General features: G+C 41.9%; 9 protein-coding genes. 5 read left to right on the forward strand and 4 right to left on the reverse strand.

Annotated elements, in window-relative coordinates; translation table 11 throughout:
- Window positions 1-437: 437 nt before the first annotated feature.
- Both H6G41_RS11940 and H6G41_RS11945 read left to right on the forward strand, forming a co-directional pair.
- The gene (locus H6G41_RS11940; protein WP_190746408.1) at window positions 438-6,359 is read left to right on the forward strand and encodes a PAS domain-containing protein; all 5,922 of its coding nucleotides are present in this window, start codon (window positions 438-440) and stop codon (window positions 6,357-6,359) included.
- 420 nt (window positions 6,360-6,779) lie between these two features.
- Entirely contained in the window at window positions 6,780-7,598 is an 819-nt protein-coding gene (locus tag H6G41_RS11945) for a SirB1 family protein (protein ID WP_190746409.1), read from the forward strand.
- 323 nt (window positions 7,599-7,921) lie between these two features.
- On the opposite strand, the gene H6G41_RS11950 is transcribed toward H6G41_RS11945, so the two are convergent.
- A complete protein-coding gene (locus tag H6G41_RS11950) occupies window positions 7,922-8,371 on the reverse strand; it encodes an SRPBCC family protein (RefSeq protein WP_190746410.1) in 450 nt (149 codons plus the stop codon).
- A gap of 253 nt (window positions 8,372-8,624) precedes the next feature.
- On the opposite strand from H6G41_RS11950, the gene H6G41_RS11955 reads away from it, so the two are divergent.
- Window positions 8,625-10,517, forward strand: coding sequence for an alpha-amylase family glycosyl hydrolase (locus H6G41_RS11955; protein ID WP_190746411.1), 1,893 nt, complete (start codon window positions 8,625-8,627; stop codon window positions 10,515-10,517).
- A gap of 151 nt (window positions 10,518-10,668) precedes the next feature.
- Here H6G41_RS11955 and H6G41_RS11960 read toward each other — a convergent pair whose 3' ends face one another.
- Entirely contained in the window at window positions 10,669-11,226 is a 558-nt protein-coding gene (locus tag H6G41_RS11960) for a hypothetical protein (RefSeq protein WP_190746412.1), read from the reverse strand.
- A gap of 84 nt (window positions 11,227-11,310) precedes the next feature.
- Between H6G41_RS11960 and H6G41_RS11965 the strand changes: the two genes are divergently transcribed.
- Entirely contained in the window at window positions 11,311-11,589 is a 279-nt protein-coding gene (locus H6G41_RS11965; RefSeq protein WP_190746413.1) for a hypothetical protein, read from the forward strand.
- A 40-nt stretch (window positions 11,590-11,629) separates the two neighbouring features.
- On the opposite strand, the gene H6G41_RS11970 is transcribed toward H6G41_RS11965, so the two are convergent.
- A complete protein-coding gene (locus H6G41_RS11970; RefSeq protein WP_190746414.1) occupies window positions 11,630-12,976 on the reverse strand; it encodes a cytochrome P450 in 1,347 nt (448 codons plus the stop codon).
- A 336-nt stretch (window positions 12,977-13,312) separates the two neighbouring features.
- Entirely contained in the window at window positions 13,313-16,195 is a 2,883-nt protein-coding gene (gene ileS, locus H6G41_RS11975) for an isoleucine--tRNA ligase (protein WP_190746415.1), read from the reverse strand.
- Between the two features lie 360 nt (window positions 16,196-16,555).
- Here ileS and sppA point away from each other — a divergent pair, with 360 nt between their 5' ends.
- Window positions 16,556-18,391, forward strand: a complete 1,836-nt coding sequence (gene sppA / locus H6G41_RS11980; protein WP_190746416.1) for a signal peptide peptidase SppA — start codon at window positions 16,556-16,558, stop codon at window positions 18,389-18,391.
- Window positions 18,392-18,457 lie beyond the last annotated feature (66 nt).

Genomic DNA, 18,457 nt, shown 5'->3' on the forward strand with positions numbered 1-18,457 from the left:
GTTACAGCTATTTTCAGGTAAATAGACCACGCTGTAGGGGCACGGCATTGACAATCTTTTGGTACACACAATAATTTTACTGGTGCCGTGCCCCTACCACAGATGTGGTTCAAATAGGTGAAAACTGCTGTAATGATTGGAATATTTTTTCATTTGGAAGTCCCTTAAAGCCTTATTGTCGTCTGTGTTGAAGTTAGTGCGATCGCCTAACTGGTTTAATTAAATTAAACTGTCTCTCCCATGCCAAGTTTTACTTCGTTGCATCTGAATTCTTCCCGGCAAAATAGATAAATTTTCCACTAAACGTTGTTAATGTTTAAGCGTGAAAGCTCTACACTTAAAGAGTCACAAGATACAATATTTGGCATTGCAATAACTGCTTATCTGCTTTACTTTGGATTACAGCCTGACGCGCTTTCAATCTTGTGCTTTCGCCTATGTTTACCCCTGCAAATTTACGGCTTCCTGCTGAATTGGCAACGGCGATTATTAACGACCCTTTGACGATCGCGCCTGATGCTAGTGTAGTCGATGCGATCGCTCTGATGAATGCAGGTAGTACAACAAATAATTGCACAGGTGAAAACAATTTTACATCTAACTCGCTGCTATTCCAGGCGCAACACAGTTGTGTACTAGTCTTGGAAAATACAAAGTTAGTAGGTATTGTTACTGCAAAAAATTTGCTGCACTTAACTGGATTTGGGCAAAATTTAGCAGAAATAGCGATCGCGGAAGTTATGTCTTCTCCAGTGCAAACTTTGCCAATCACCAACTTTACCGATATCTTTGTTCCCCTCAGCCTATTTCAGCACTATCTTATTCGTCATTTACCTTTAATTAATGACCAAGGTCAGGTAGTAGGACTACTGACCCATGATAGTTTACGTCAACTGTTGCGCTTCTTTGACCTCTTGAATTTACTGACAACAGCTGATGTTATGGGTCAAGCTGTTGTGCAAGCATCACCTACGGCAACTATACCTGAATTGTCGCAGTTAATGACCAATCATGGAGTCAGTTCGGTAGTCATTGTCGATTGTACTGATGCAAAAGTAATTCCCGTTGGCATTGTTACAGAACGGGATATCGTGGATTTATTAGGTATAGAGCCTGATTTATCGACATTTACAGCCCAAAGGCTGATGAGTAGAGAAGTAAATGCTGTCGCTGGAGATACTTTTCTTGGGGAAGTATGGCAATTAATGCAACAGCGACAAATTAATCAGGTAATTGTTACCCGCCATGACGGTGAATTATTAGGCATTGTCACCCAAAGCTTAGTCTTGAGTGTGTTTAACCCAGTGACAATTTCTGCTTTGGTAGAGCGGTTAGTCCAAGAGCGTACCTGCAAAATTCAAGAGCAGGTAGCTAGGGAACAATTACTGATGCAAATTGCTAATCAGATTCGCGCTTCTCTCAATCTCGATGAAGTCTTAGATAATGCGGTAACTGCCTTAAGAGATTTTTTGCAGTGCGATCGCTTGTTAGTTTATCAGTTCCAACCTGATTGGAATGGCACAATTGTCGCTGAGTCTGTAACTGGAAATTGGCAAGCCTTAAAAGCAGTTAGCATTCACGATCCTTGTTTTCGTCAAGAAGTAGCAGAGTTATATCGCCAAGGTAAAACCCTGGCCATTGATAACATTTATAACTATGGTTATGCCGCTTGTTACCTTGCTTTATTAGAGCAATATCAAGTTAAAGCTAACTTGGTAGTACCAATTTTAGTCACAGACAAATTGTGGGGTTTGTTGGTAGGACATCAATGTGCTGACTATCGCCATTGGCAACCAGGAGAATTAACCTTACTGCATGAGATTTCTGTACAATTAGCGATCGCGATTCAGCAAGCCACAGCTTACCAACAACTACAAGCACAAAATGCTATTCTCGAACGCATTGCTAAAGCCGAACCATTAACAGAGATTTTGCACGATTTACTGCAAACTATCGAAATGCAGCTAGATAATGTCATATGTACTATCATGCTGCACGATGGCAACGGCAAATTAAATTTTGGGATAAGTACCCAATTACCAGCAAGCTACATGCAACAAATGAATGGCGTTTCCATTGGTGAAGGAGTTGGTTCTTGTGGAACAGCCGCTTTTCGTCGAGAAACTGTGATTGTTGCGGATATTGCTACCGATCCACTTTGGCAAGATTACCGAGATTTAGCTTTAGTACAAGGCTTAAAAGCTTGCTGGTCATTAGCTATTATTGGTAGTGATGGGCAACTTCTAGGTGTATTTGGCGTTTATTATCAAGAAAATCGCACGCCTGATAGTTGCGAACGCGAAACTGTTACCCAAGCAGCCAATATTGCTAGTATTGCCATTGAACGCCATTTAGCTACCCAAAGTTTACAGCAATTAAATCAAGAATTAGAAAACCGAGTTGCCGAGCGCACAGCTGCCTTACAAGCTAGTGAAGAACGTTGGCAATTAGTCCTCAGGGGAACCAATGATGGCATATGGGATTGGGATCTCCAGACAAACAAAATTTTCTATTCTCAGCGTTGGAAGCAGATGCGTGGCTTCAGTGACGATGAAATTGCCGATTCCCCAAATGAGTGTTTAAGCCGCATACATCCAGAAGATTGCGATCGCGTCATGGCTGCTATTGATGACCACTTTGCCAGGAAAACCGAATTTTTTGAAGCAGAGTATCGCACTCAATGTCAAGATGGCAGTTATATGTGGGTGCTGGATCGCGGTCAAGCATTGCGCGATGAATCTGGACAAGTCATTCGCATGACCGGTTCAGAAACCGACATCACCCAGCGCAAGTTAGCAGAAGCAGCACTGCGGGAAAGCCAACGCCGTTATGCTACCTTAGCCGCCGCTGCTCCCGTTGCTATTTTCCGATTTGATGAGCCTTTAAACTGCGTTTATGTTAACGATCGCTGGAGCCAAATGACTGGTAGACCCAAAGAATCTGCTTTGGGTAAGGGATGGATTGAAGCTTTGCATCCAGAGGATCGAGAGCAACGCCTCGTTGAATGGACTAAAAACGTTACCCAATCACTTGTTGGCAATCATACGATTGATCAAGGTGAGGGTAGACATTTACGTCCAGATGGCAGTATTAATTGGTTCTACGTCCAAGTTGCCCCAGAAGTTGATGCTAATGGACAAATCATTGGCTATATTGGCACCTTAACAGATATCACCGCTCGCAAAATTGCCGAGCAAGAAAATCAACAATTGGAAGAAAGGTTACAGTTTTTACTCTCTGCTAGCCCAGCCGTAATTTTTACCTGTCAACCTGAGGGCGATTATGGTGCTACCTTTATCAGTGACAATCTCTACAACGTCACAGGCTACACCCCAGCAGAATTCTTAGCTGAATCTCGCTTCTGGATTGATCGCGTTCACCCAGAAGATATACTTAGGTTACTGGCTCAATCTCCATTGTTGTCATCAGGATTGCATATTCATGAATATAGATTCCGCCATCAGCAAGGTCACTATATCTGGTTACGGGCGGAACTGCGTGTAGTCAGGAATCAGCAAGGAACGCCCATTGAATTTATTGGCTACTTTGCCGATATTAGCGATCGCAAACAAACTGAACTAGCTCTGGAAGAAAGTCAGCGTTTTATTCAACAAATTGCCGATGCATCACCCAATATGCTCTATCTTTGCGACCTGCAAACACAGAGCAATATTTACGTAAACCGAGAGATTACCTCAATTCTCGGCTATAACCCTGAGGCTGTGCAAGCAATGGGAGAGAATATGTTTACCATCTTGTTACACCCCGATGATTTCAGCCAACTACCCAGTCGATTGGCAAGATTGAACACCGCTGCGGATGGAGAAATCATTGAATTGGAATATCGCATGAGACATGCCGATGGTAATTGGCGCTGGCTTTATAGTCGGGATGCGGTTTTTTGCCGCGATGAGGAAGGAAAAGTATTACAAATTATTGGTGCAGCCCAGGATATTACCGATCGCAAACTCGCTGAACAGGAAAATCAACTACTCAAAGAAAGATTGCAATTCTTACTAGCCTCAAGTCCGGCAGTGATTTTTACCTGTAGAACTGAGGAGCCTTATAGTATTACTTTTATCAGCGAGAATAGCGTTGATGTAACTGGTTATACTTCAGCAGAGTTCTTCTCCCATTCTAGTTTCTGGCGCGATCGCATTCACCTAGGGGATGTATCGCGTGTACTAGAAGGTATGTCTCAACTGTTTGAGCAAGGCCATCATACTCATGAATACCGCTTTTTACACACAGCCGGACATTATATTTGGTTGCGTAATGAACTGCGTTTAGTTTGCGATCGCCAGGGTAACCCTATAGAAATTGTTGGCTACGCTGCTGATATTAGCGATCGCAAACAAGCCGAATTAGCATTGCAAGAAAGTCAGCGTTTTATTCAACAAATTGCCGATGCATCGCCCAATATGCTTTATCTTTACGACCTGCAAGCACAGCGTAATCTTTATGGCAATCGGGCAATTACTTCAATTCTCGGTTATAGCGTTGAAGCTGTTCAGGCAATGGGAAGTAATTTGCTGACAGACTTGTTTCATCCCGATGATTTACCTCGACTAATTGACCAACGAGAACAGATGAAAATGTTGGCGGATGGGGAAATTATGGAATTTGAATATCGGATGCAACATGCCAATGGCGAATGGCGTTGGCTTTACAGTTGGGATACCATCTTCAGCCGCGATGCTGATGGCAAAGTCCAGCAAATTATCGGTACAGCTCAGGATATTAGCGATCGCAAACGCTTAGAAGCTTCGCAAAATCGCCTGATTGCCTTACTAGAAGCCTCAACTGATTACATTCTCATAGCCGATATCACTGGTAATGCCATCTGGAACAATACAGCCCTGAAACTGCTGCGAGGACTGGATGATGCAGAAATTACCCAGCAAAAACCAAGTGATTACCATCCCCAAAAAGGGGTGGAATTGCTAGAACAGGAAGCTGTACCCATTGCGATCGCTAACGGTAGCTGGCTGGGAGAAAACATCTTATTAGATGCCCAAGGGCAAGAAATTCCCGTTTCTCAACTGCTACTTTCCCATAAATCGCCCCAAGGAGAAGTAGAATTTTTCTCCACCATTATGCGTGATATCCGCAGCCAAAAAGAATACGAACAGACTTTGGAACGGACAAATGCCGAACTACTTCGCGCTACCCGCCTGAAAGACGAATTTCTTGCTAACATGAGCCACGAATTGCGTACCCCCCTCAACGCAGTTCTCGGCATGTCAGAAAGTTTACTAGATATGATATTTGGTCAGTTAAACGACCAACAGCAACAAGCGATCGCCACCATTGAACGCAGCGGTCAGCATCTTTTATCTTTAATTAACGATATTTTAGAACTCTCGAAAATTGAAGCCAATAAGTTGGAATTACAAATTACGCAAGTTTCCGTGGCACAGCTTTGCAAAACCAGCTTAGACTTTGTTAAACAACAGGCATTCAAAAAACAGATTCATCTCCATCTGAGCTTACCAACATTCGCCAAAGAAATCGCGGTTGATGAGCGGCGCATCCAGCAAGTATTAATCAACTTATTGTCCAATGCAATTAAATTTACCCCTAATGGTGGTCGGGTGAGTTTGCATGTGAAGGTGCAAAATTTTGGGGAAGTGGCAGATAATATGACCTGGATTCTCTTTTCTGTCAGTGATACAGGTATTGGCATTGCTCCCGCCGATCAAGCCAGACTCTTTCAACCCTTTGTGCAAATCGACAGCAGCCTCAACCGCAAATACGAAGGTACTGGACTGGGGTTAGTCCTGGTGAAGCGAATCACCGAAATGCATGGTGGCTATGTCAGCCTACGTAGCGAACTCGGTCAAGGAAGTTGCTTTACTGTATGCTTGCCTGACTCTGCTTGTCAACTTCAGCCAAGTTCAACATTTAGCTTATCGCCATTTCTCGACCTAGCGCCAAACTCAATAGCGATCGCGCCACCAGAAATCATCACTGCACCCACAACCACCAATTCCCCCCTGATTCTGTTAGCTGAAGATAACGAAGCTAATATCAACACCATCTCTAGCTACCTAGAAGCCAAAGGCTATCGTGTCCTCATGGCAAAGAATGGCCAAGAAGCAATCGACCTCACCTATAGCCATCATCCCGACTTAATTATTATGGATATCCAAATGCCGCTTGTGGATGGATTGGTTGCAATTAAACAAATTCGTAAAACTCAGGAACTAGCCACCATCCCCATCGTAGCCTTAACAGCAATGGCCATGCTTGGCGATCGCGAAAGATGTATCGCCGCTGGCGCTAATGAATATGTGGCTAAACCAATTAAACTCAAACAACTCACAGCAATGATTGAGCAACTTTTAACTATTAATTGACCGAAGAAAGGCAGAGGCTAGTAGGCAGTAGGCAGAAGGGAGAAATTATATTTTGCCCTCTGCCTAACGCTCCTGCATCATTAACGTACTTCTATTTTCTTAAAGTATTATTCATTCTTAATTGCCGTTTTTCTTATTAACTAGCCGTCATGAACTGCGTACAGCAAAACAAATGAAAAATTGATTCATCCCCCTTGCTCCCTGCTCCCTGCTCCCTGCTCGCCTGCTTTTTCAAGTCAGCTAATCACGAGAAAATCACACAACCAAACATGAAAATCTCTTTCCCCTAGCCCCGACAATCTGTCACCCGATTTTTCAAATTTGTATTAGTAGTCTTGTGATGTTTTAAAATAAAAGTAGTTACACCAACTGTTACCAGTTGGCTCGCTTCATCCTTACACCTCGACCGAGCGATCGCTTATGAATTTTTCGTCAGCGCGACAATATTTTTATCAGGAGATTCAGCAGCCTGACGAGCATATCAACCTGGTAAAAGCAGCTTTATATATTGCACAGGAAGAATATCCTCACCTCGATCCCGAAGAATATCTCAACGCCTTCGACACAATGGCAGCAGAACTACAAGAACGCTTGCCGGAAACATCCTACCCCCTGCGGATAATTCAAAGTATCAATCAATATTTGTATGCTGACTTAGGATTTACTGGCAATAAAGTAGACTACTACGATCCGCGTAATAGCTTTTTAAATGATGTTATTGACCGCCGATTAGGGATTCCCATTACCTTAGCTCTAGTTTATATAGAAATTGCCCGCCAAATTGATTTCCCAATGGTAGGCATAGGAATGCCGGGACATTTCCTCATCCGTCCCGATATTGCCGAAATGGAAATTTTTGTTGATGCTTTTCATCAAGGTGAAGTTTTATTCGCCCAAGATTGCGAAGAAAGACTCTCACAAATGTTTCAACAACCCGTACAGCTACAACCAGAATTTTTAGCTCCAGTCAGCAATCGGCAATTTTTAGCCAGAATGCTGACCAACTTAAAATTTATTTATCTGAAAAAACAAGAGCTAGAAAAAAGCCTAGCTACCGTAGAAAGAATTTTACTATTATTTCCTGGTATCAGTGTAGAACTACGCGATCGCGGCCTGATTTACTATCAACTCGGCCACTACCCCCAAGCCGCCGACGATCTGCAAACCTACCTCACCAAAGTCCCTGATGCAGAAGACTCCATCGCTATTCGCCGCTTACTAACTGAATTGGGAAGATGAAAAAACACAATGACTGATGACTGATGACTGATGACTGTACGGGCGGGTTTACAGAGATCCTCAAATATCCATAACGATCTTTCATAAACCCGCCCCTACTAACAACTGACAACTGACAAATGTACGGGCGGGTTCACGGATATCTTCGCCGATCAACGATGATCTTTCATAAACCCGCCCCTACTAACAACTGACAACTGACAAATGTACGGGCGGGTTCACGGATATCTTCGCCGATTAACGATGATCTAAATAAACCCGCCCCTACAAACAACTAATAACTGACAACTGACAACTGACAACTGACAACTGACAACTGACAATTAACGATTATCCAATCCTTCCGCCACTCGCTTGAGACGGTAGAGTTGAGCTTGCATATCTTGTTTTGTCCAAGATGCAGCAAAAGTATTAAAACCCCAACTTACTAAGGGGTTAGGAATATCGAACTCAAAACGGTTTAATAACTTTGTTCCCCCAGAGATGGGTTGACATTCCCAGCGATCGCGTCCTTGAAAAAATCCTTTAAAACCCCAAACCACTAAACCTGGTTGACGTTCTACAACCACAGTGTTCAATGTCGGTTGAATCACCGGAATTTGAATAATAAACCGACTTTGGCTACCTACATCTGTACTCCAGACTTTACCCACAGCTTCGCACCGTAAAACTGGATTCAGCCATTGATGCATCAGCCCTAAATCAGTAATACAATGCTCTACCACCGTAGCTGGAGCATTAATTTGAATCGATTGTTCCAAAACTTGGGACATTCTACTAGGAAATAAAAACTTAAAGATTTACTCTGGATTTATTGTACGGGCAGCGGAAGGAACACATCTTATTGCCCAATGAATTTTTACATAGCCCTTTCCTAAATTGATTGTCCCAGGTTCCAGGTTAGTTAAGATCTGCTGTGCCCTCTACTTTACTTATAGCTAGCTAAAAACACGCACCGCCATGTAAAATTTGTTTGAGTTAGAGAAAACAATATCACACCAAACCTTTAGCTTTTTTAAGAAAATTATGGTGCAAATTCCTTCATCCCCTTCTGAGATTGAAGCTCAAGCTACTAAAGCTGCTGCTGGATTTCATACAGACACAGTTGCATCAGAAACAGTTTCAGATTTTGAGTTTCTCTTTACCAGAGCCATAGAATTTCGCCAAGAAACTATTTACTTCATCATTGTAGACCGTTTTTTTGATGGAGATCCGAGCAACAATGCAGGTGCTCATCCAGAACTTTATGACCCCACAAAACAAAAATGGGGTAAATATTGGGGTGGAGATTTACAAGGAATTATTGACAAACTAGATTATCTGAAAAACCTGGGTATTACAGCTATTTGGATTTCTCCTTTATTTGAGCAAGTAGAAGCATTACAGTTTGATAATGCTGCCATGCATGGCTACTGGACAAAAGATTTTAAACGGATTAATCCCCGTTTTTTAGCACCTCATGAAGAAAATTCTTTATTTAAAAGTAGCACCTTAGACAAATTAATTGCCGGCTTACATGAGCGTGGTATGAAATTAATTTTAGATATTGTATGCAATCACAGCAGCCCCGATGTTAACGGCGAAAAAGGTAAACTTTACGAAGATGGCGTATTAATTGCCGATTACTATAATGATATAAATAATTGGTATCACCATAATCCAGAAATTACCGATTGGGAAGATGAATACCAATTGCTTTATTACGAAATGTCAGGATTAGCAACTTTTAATGAAAGTAATCCTGATTACCGAAATTATATTAAAACTGCAATTAAACAATGGTTAGATAAAGGAGTAGATGCTTTACGAGTTGACACAGTAAAGCACATGCCTATTTGGTTTTGGCAAGAATTTAATAGCGATATTCAAACTCATAAACCATCTGTATTTATTTTTGGCGAATGGGGTTTTAGCAATCCCAAAAAGCAAAGTTCTGTTAAATTTGCCAATGAGTCGGGAATGTCAATTTTAGACTTTGGCTTATGTGAAGGAATTCGCCAAGCTTTAGCCTACAATGCACCCGGAGGATTTCATTTAGTTCAAGATATATTCAATCTTGATTATCTTTACAATACCGCAACAGAATTGATTACCTTTATTGATAATCATGACATGCCGCGCTTTCAAAGCTTAAACCCCAATCCGCAACAGCTGCGGTTAGCAATGGCGTTAATTATGACTAGTCGCGGTATTCCTTGTATTTATTATGGAACAGAGCAATATCTCTACAATAATATTAATGGTGGTAATGATCCTTATAATCGTCCAATTATGGAGAAATGGGATACAGATACTCAACTTTATCAAGATGTTCAATTATTATCTAAATTACGCCGCTTAAATCCTGCCGTTTCTTTGGGGAGCCAAAAACAGAAATATATTACAGATAATATCTATTGTTATCTCCGCAGCTATCGAGATTATCGTTGCTTTGTCGCGATGAATAAAGGAGACACAGTTACTATTAACGTAGACAATACAGAATTAGAAGATGGCGAATACAACTGTATAGTCACTCAACGGCGAATTGAAGTTAAAAATGGCAAAATTTTTGGTTTAAAGCTACATTATCAAGAATTAATTGTACTTAGTTATTTAGGCGAGCGAGTTAAAGGCAAAACAATTGTCAGGGCACAGGTAAATGGTTTGAGAACTCAACCTGGTGATACTGTTGTAGTTACAGGCGATTGTCCAGAATTAGGCAATTGGGATATTAGCAAAGCCTACGCCTTAGAATATATCAATGAAAATACTTGGTTTGGCGAAATACCCTTTAATGAAAGCGCAGGTAAAGCAATATCTTATAAATATGCTCTCTGGCGACAAAATCAACCAGCTGTGCGTGAAAATCTCGTAAGCCGTCGCTGGATTTTAGCTGATAAAGGTACAGTTAAATGGCGTGATATTTGGGCGAGTTAAAAGTGCGATCGCTTTTATTCTTTGATGGTGCTATATTTTGCTATTGGGCATTGGGCATAGGGTATTGAGTATTTAGTTACCTCCTCTACCCCCTACCCCTCTGCCTGCATAGTGATTGGTTATTTTTTTAATTGGACGGACTTCATAGGAGTCATGAGTTATTGACAATTACCAAACATTCATTATTCACTTTACTAAGCATGTCGGAGAAGGCGGGCGTATATTTACCATCGGCATCGACAACTTTACGCAGTGTATAATCTCCCAACCCGGAGAATCTGCCGAAAAAAGTATTTTTACGATACCAAATCTCACCATTGGGAGAATTCTCGTCTTTGATCATTGTAAAATTTAAGATCCAGTTGGGAATTTTTAAGCCAAAAGCATAAGCAATGATTTGCGATCGCTGCAAAGTTTCATCTTCAAATTGAACTTTGTAGCTAAATCGAGATATTTGCGCACCAATTAGTAATAGCCAACCAGCAAAGGAATTATGAAAAGTCCACTGTAAGGGAGCAAACACAGGAAGAAATAAGCTCAAGTCTTGGGTGTCCCATTCTACGTTGTAAAATGTGATGCAATCATCAGGTAAAGGATTGCCATCCATGAAGAATACACCCTGAAGAATTGCGGGTAATTTTGTTTCTACAGTCGGAATCATCCAAGTAGCAATATTGTTGAGTTGCTTTTTTTCGATAGGTTTAATCATTAGTTCTTTCCCGTGTATAAAATAGGATGTGGGTTTGAGAATTAGCCTTATCAAGGTGAGCGATAAAATTTATTTTTCCTCTCTGTGTTCTCTGCGTTTCTGTGGTTGAAAATTTCTTTATTTAACCGCAGAGGCGCAGAGAAGATAGAGGAAGAGATAACTGAAGAATTCATGGGCGAGATGTTCTGCTTCACCTTGAAAATACTAATACCAATTCGCTATAATGCACTAAATATTTATTTAATTAACCGCCCTTCGGGTTCAGCAGTTCCTCATGGGGGAAACCCCCAAGAACGGACTGCTTCACCAAGTACGCCAAGTACGCCAAGAAAAAAGAAGCATTTATTAAGTGCAAGTTTATAGAGAATTGGTAGAAGGTTTATGCAAGAAAGTTATTTCCTCGCTATTGATGGGTAAAGCCTTGTAGGATTAAATTATTAGGAGTCACAGCAGTGACTTTTTCAAAATCCCAATTTACTTCTGTAATTGAGTTCCATTGATAATTTTTCAACAAATAGAAACAGAACATTTGAATGATGCCAATAGATAAGGATTTACCCGGACAAGCTCGTTCATGTCCTTCGCCGTTCCAAGATAAAATATCAGAGAAATCTCGCGTTACGTCAAAATTATCTGGATTTTGATATCTGTTAGCATCGCGATTAGCACTAAAGATAGAACCGAGCAAGCGAGTACCTTTTTGGAATGGACATTGTTTTCCACCAATTTCTACTGTGCCTTTGTCTGTGGTGAGTTGACTCACAAATCGCACTGGGGGATAAAGACGAGAGGTTTCAAAAATTACTTTATGAATGAGTGTTGACTGTTCTAAAGCGTAGCCGCTAGGACTATTCTGTCCATCCCAAACACGATTAATCTCTGTTAATACTTCATCTCTTAAGGTATCATTCAAGCAAAGAATACCAATTACAGAACCTAACAGCGCACTGGTTCCCGCAGTACCAGCGATATGAATCATATCAAATAAGCTGTTAGCAATTTGGTGTTCGTTCAGCCGATATTGGGCAGCAATTTGCATATATAATGCCCATTTGGGAGATTGTTTATATCGCTCAATTAATCGCTGACGATGGCGAATATTTGGCCCTGTTTTAGAAAATAGAAGATACTTGCTAACAAAAGTTGGTAAGGATGAAAGAACCAACCCTTTAATATAAGCGTTTGAAGCAGTGATTTCTTCCTCAGATAAAGAAATCTGAAAAACAAGTTGGTGCAAAATATCCACCATCATTTTTGGCAAATCATTGCCAATATGTAATTGATTTTTTCTAGCTGCTTTTGCTAGGGATTGATCAACTAATTGTCCTAACAATTCTGCTTGTGCATATGGATCTGGTAATGCTTGTAAGAAGACAGCACGCACTCCTGTATGTTCGTTACCATTCATTCCTAAGCTCAAGGGGTTATTGAGCATGTAGCTAGAAGCGTAAATTCTAATAATCCCTAAATCATTACCCCGCAATTGTGGCTCGACATGCATCAAATCTCTGACCAAAGAGTGAGAAGCGTGCATAATTGCGTGATCTACTGCAAAGTATTTGTCGCCAATATTTTCCCGGCGGATATTAAGAAAGTCTCTCCAGGCTTTGAGTAAGATAAAGCCATCCTGATAATACATAATCAAGCGGAGGAACTTGCCAATGGGACTGTTATAACCAACTTTGGCAAGCCAACGTGAAAGTCGAATTTGGCGTTTGTGGCCTTTAAGGATTTTATCTTTAGTTTCCATAATTTTCTCCAATTAGAATTGGGTATGGGGCATGGGGCATGGGGCATTGGGCATGGGGTATAAAGAATGATTTATTATTTCTTTTCTGCTTCTTGGACTGAGAGGATGTTTTAAAAGTCTTGGGCGATGTAGTAAATTTTGTGAGATTCCCCTGTTTCAGGGAGTTAGGGAAATGAAAAATTATTTAAATCATAGCCAATCACTTTTAAAACAACCTCTGAGTATTGAATGAGCAAGAAAAAGGATAAATAATCAATTACACAGCCAATAAAGCACAAAGTCTGAACAGAGGTTTCCTCCGTTCAGACTTTGTTAGAAAATAACTATCCCTCAGACTTAAAATTCACCTGCTAAGGCATCAACACACCTTTCGCACAATAGAGGATGTTCTTTTGATTCTCCTACATGAACTGAATAATTCCAACAGCGATCGCATTTTTCGCCATCGGCATTGACTACACCAATAGCCCAAGTATCTGATTGTAGGTTATATTTCAATCCTTCTAAGGCTGCGGGTGTGTCTAATACTTCCACTTGGGAGGTGATGAACAAATAGCGGAGTTCATCGATACCGTTACCTTTGACTGGGTTCAGTACTTTTACAGAAGCGCGTAAATTCTCGTCATTGATATATAGCAGAACTTTGGCTTCTAAGGAAGAACCGATTAACTTTTCAATTCTGGCTTGTTCTAATACCTTATTTACCTCAGTACGCAGTTGGCGGATTTGTTGCCAGAATTCGGCAATGGCAGGATTTTGCCATTCTGCTGCTAATTGTACCCAACCAGCTTCAAACACCGATTTATATGGTGTTTTGTAAGGGAGATGTTGCCAAATATCTTCAGCTGTGTGACACAACACAGGAGCGATCGCTCGTGCTAAATTCTCTAAAGCTATCTTCAGCACTGTTTGACAACTGCGACGGCGGAAACCATCAGGGGTGCTGATGTACAGTCTATCTTTGGCAGCATCGAGATAAAAGTTGGATAAATCCACGACGCAGAAGTTTTGCACTGTTTGAAAAAAGCGGAAGAATTGGAAGCTGTCAAAGGCTTCTGTAACTTCCTGAAATACTTCTGTCATCCGATGCAGCATATAGCGATCGAGTTCTGGTAATTGGGCGAAAGGTACTGCATCTTTTTCGGGGTCAAAATCATGCAAGCTACCCAACAAGAACCGCGCAGTATTGCGAATTTTACCCCTGACATCATTTAGCTGCTTGATGATGTTGTTACCGATACGCACATCGGAGGTGTAATCGACAGAGGAAACCCACAACCGCAATACGTCAGCACCGTATGGCGGTTCTTTTTTCTGGTCTTTACCGCCAACAATCATCACTTGGGGGTCTACCACATTCCCCAGTGATTTACTCATTTTTCGCCCTTGTTCATCCAGAACAAAGCCATGAGTTAAAACAGTTTTGTAAGGTGCGCAATCATTCACCGCCACACTGGTAAGCAAACTTGACTGGAACCAGCCGCGATGTTGATCGGAACCTTCCAGATACATATCTACAGGGTAGCCTAATTGCGATCGCTGTTTAGCCACAGCCGCCCAAGAAGAACCAGAATCAAACCACACATCCATTGTGTCTGTACCTCGGCGGTAAGACTTGCCATTATTGCGGTATTGTTCGGGTAACAATTCCTCTATCGACAATTCCCACCAAGCATCAGAACCCTTTTCAGCAATGATTGCTTGAACGTGGTTGATAGTTTCTTCTGTTAGCAGGGGTTCCCCGGTAGCTTCATCGTAAAATACAGGAATGGGCACGCCCCAAGCCCGCTGACGCGAAATACACCAATCAGAACGTTCCGCCACCATTGGCGTGATGCGGTTTTCACCTTGGGCGGGAATCCATCTTACAGAAGCGATCGCTTTTAGTGCTTCTTCTCTAAATCCTTCCACCGAAGCAAACCACTGTTCCGTCGCGCGGAAAATCGTCGGTTTTTTCGTCCGCCAGTCGTAAGGATATTTGTGCTGATAAGGTTCTTCCTTGAGTAAGGAACCAGCCCCAGATAAGGCATCAATTACCGCCTGATTTCCATCACCCAGCACATTTAACCCAGCAAACTCTCCCGCTTCTTGGGTAAAGTTACCGTTATCATCCACTGGCGCGAGAATCGGCAAACCATAACGCTGACCGACAATGTAGTCTTCTTGACCGTGACCTGGGGCAGTGTGTACCAACCCAGTACCGGACTCAGTGGTAATATAATCGCCGCCAATCACAACTGGGCTTTCCCGGTCATATAAGGGATGACGGTAAGTAATATGTTCTAATTCTTGCCCTTTAAATGTGGATTTTACTGTTAAATCAACGCCCAAAGTCGCCGTTAACCGTTCCACCAAATCAGCCGCGACAATTAGGTATTTAAAATTACTTTGAGTTTCTGCATCTGGGCGTGAAACCTCCACCACAGCATAATTCAAGTCAGCATTTACCGCTACCGCCAAGTTACCGGGAATTGTCCAAGGTGTAGTTGTCCACACAGCCACACCCAAATCTGGTAAATATTCTCCTAGCAATGGTTGAGCAGATTCAGAAAGACTGGTGACAGGGAAAGCTGCATAGATACTGCGAGAAGTATGACCTTCAGGATATTCTAATTCCGCTTCCGCCAAAGCCGTCTTGGAGCTAGGACTCCAATGTACTGGCTTCAAGCCGCGATAAATGTAACCTTTTAACACCATCTGCCCGAATACGCCAATTTGCGCCGCTTCGTATTCCGGCTTCAAGGTTAAATAAGGATCTTCCCAATTTCCCCAAACACCATAACGTTTAAAACTTTGGCGTTGCGCATCTACTGTAGTCAGGGCAAATTCCTTGGCTTTTTGCCGCAGTTGTAACGGCGTGAGGTTTTGCCGTTCTGCGGATTTCATATTCTGCAAAACTTTCAGTTCAATTGGCAAGCCGTGGCAGTCCCAACCAGGCACATAACGCACCTTCCGCCCCCGTAGCAGTTGGTAACGGTTAATAATATCTTTGAGAATTTTATTTAAGGCATGACCAGTATGTAACGAGCCGTTTGCGTAGGGAGGCCCATCATGTAGTATAAATAATTCGCCGGGGTTATTTTCACTGAGGCGATCGTAAATTTTATTGTCTTCCCAAAACTTTTGGATTTCCGGCTCACGCTTGAGTGCATTTGCCCGCATATCAAAATTAGTTTTAGGTAGATTTACAGTATCTTTGTAGCTTCCAGTTTCGGTCACAGTTTCATGCCTAGAATTTAGTTGTGCAGGATTTATAAATTATAGAAGATGGAAGGCAGAGGGCACACTCCGGCTACTCAACTGCTGTACAGAGTCCAAAATCAGCGACAAGTTTTGTTGAGTGCGTTATGGACTTTTAGTCCTAACACCAATCGAAACAGTTACGGCATCAAAGTATCAAAACGCCTACAATAGTGATAAGTTGTTTAACAAACAGCATAAAGTTTGTCAGTTAGACATATATTTCTAAATAAATAATGGCTTTTAGCTGTTAGGGAATAAAGAATGAAAAATTATCTGTAACTATCAAAAAAATAAAACTTTTGTTAATTAACTATTAACTATTAATTATTAACTGAAATGCGTAATTTTCTCCAACAAACCTTTGCCAGCTTAGTTGGCAGCTTACTCGGACTGATTATTTTTAGTGGCATCAGTGCCACTGGACTATTATTAATATTGTTTGCCGCAGCTAGTTCTAGCGATTCCGGGCCGGAGGTAAAAGATAAGTCTGTAGTAGTTTTTGACTTATCAATGAACATCACCGATGGCGAACCCAATGCCGATCCTATATTTCAAAGAGCGCTATCAGGTGTAGAAGAAAATAGAATGGGACTGCGTCAAGTTCTGGAGACTGTAGAAAAGGCGCAGCGCGATCCGCGAATTGTGGGTATCTACTTGGATGCGACGCGCACCGACGCAACTAATAGCGCCGGTTATGCATCCTTAAAAGAAATCCGCCAAGCACTAGAGAAATTCCGGGCGGCAGGTAAAAAAGTTATCGCCTATGGTAAAGACTGGGGCGAACGCGAATATTATCTCAGTTCAGTAGCAGATACGGTTGTATTGAATCCGCTGGGAATGATGGAAGTCAACGGTTTAAGTTCGCAACCGATGTTTCTTGCAGGTGCGTTAGAAAAGTTTGGTGTTGGCGTTCAGGTTGTGCGCGTGGGCAAATTTAAAGGTGCAGTCGAACCGTTTATCTTGACCAAATTGAGTCCAGAGAACCGCGAACAAACACAGAGATTATTAAACGATGTTTGGTCAGAGTGGCGCAATGCAGTCGGTGGAAGTCGGAAAATTGCCCCACAAAAATTACAAGCGATCGCAGATAATCAAGCAATATTAGAAGCATCGGCAGCTAAATCTAGGGGTTTGGTAGACCGGGTAGCTTATGTTGATGAGGTGGTTAACGACCTGAAAAAGTTAACCTCTAGCGATAAAGATGATAAAACCTTCCGGCAAATTAGTATAAATCAATATGCCCAAGTGCCTGCAAAATCTGTCGGGCTAGGACGCAAATCGAAAAATGAAATTGCTGTAGTTTATGCCGAAGGCGAAATTGTTGATGGTAAAGGTGGCGATGGGGAAATTGGCGGCGATCGCTTTGCTAAAATCTTCAACAAATTAAGGCAAGATGATGATGTTAAAGCCGTAATTTTGCGCGTTAACAGTCCTGGCGGTAGCGCCACAGCCGCCGAAGTTATGCAGCGGGAAGTCAAACTCACTCGTCAGGTTAAACCAGTCGTTGTCTCAATGGGAGACATGGCTGCATCTGGTGGTTATTGGATTGCTAGCGACTCCAACCGAATTTTTGCTGAACCCAACACAATTACAGGTTCCATTGGTGTATTTGGCTTACTCTTTAACGGACAAAAGTTAGCCAATGACAACGGTATTACTTGGGATTCCGTGAAAACTGCAACCTATGCTGACGTTCAAACCGTATCTCGCCCCAAATCGCCCCAAGAGTTAGCAATTTACCAACGCAGCGTCAACAGAATTTACAATCTATTTCTTAATAAAGTTTCCCAAGGCCGGAAACTGCCAGAATCAAAAGTAGCAGAAATTGCCCAAGGTAGAGTTTGGTCGGGTACAGCCGCCAAAGCAATTGGTTTAGTTGATGAAATTGGTGGTTTGAACACTGCTATAGAATATGCTGCTAAACAAGCCAAGCTAGGAAAAGATTGGCAAATTAAAGAATATCCTCAAAACAGCAGTTTTGAAGAACGCTTTTTTGGCATATCTACTGAAGAAACAAAAAGTGTTTTAGGAATGAAAGCCACACAAATCAAGCCATCAAATCCCCTGACGGCTGAATTTCATAAACTGCAACAGGAATTAGCAACTCTGCAAAAGATGAACGATCCCCAAGGGGTTTACGCACGCTTACCCTTTAACCTCAAAATTGAATAAAGTTCTCCTAAAGATTACCAAACCCATAACTCATCGGGGCGAGGTAATCCCACCCCTTCCCGACAA

This window comes from Tolypothrix sp. FACHB-123, from assembly GCF_014697075.1.
Taxonomy (GTDB): Bacteria; Cyanobacteriota; Cyanobacteriia; order Cyanobacteriales; family Nostocaceae; genus Aulosira.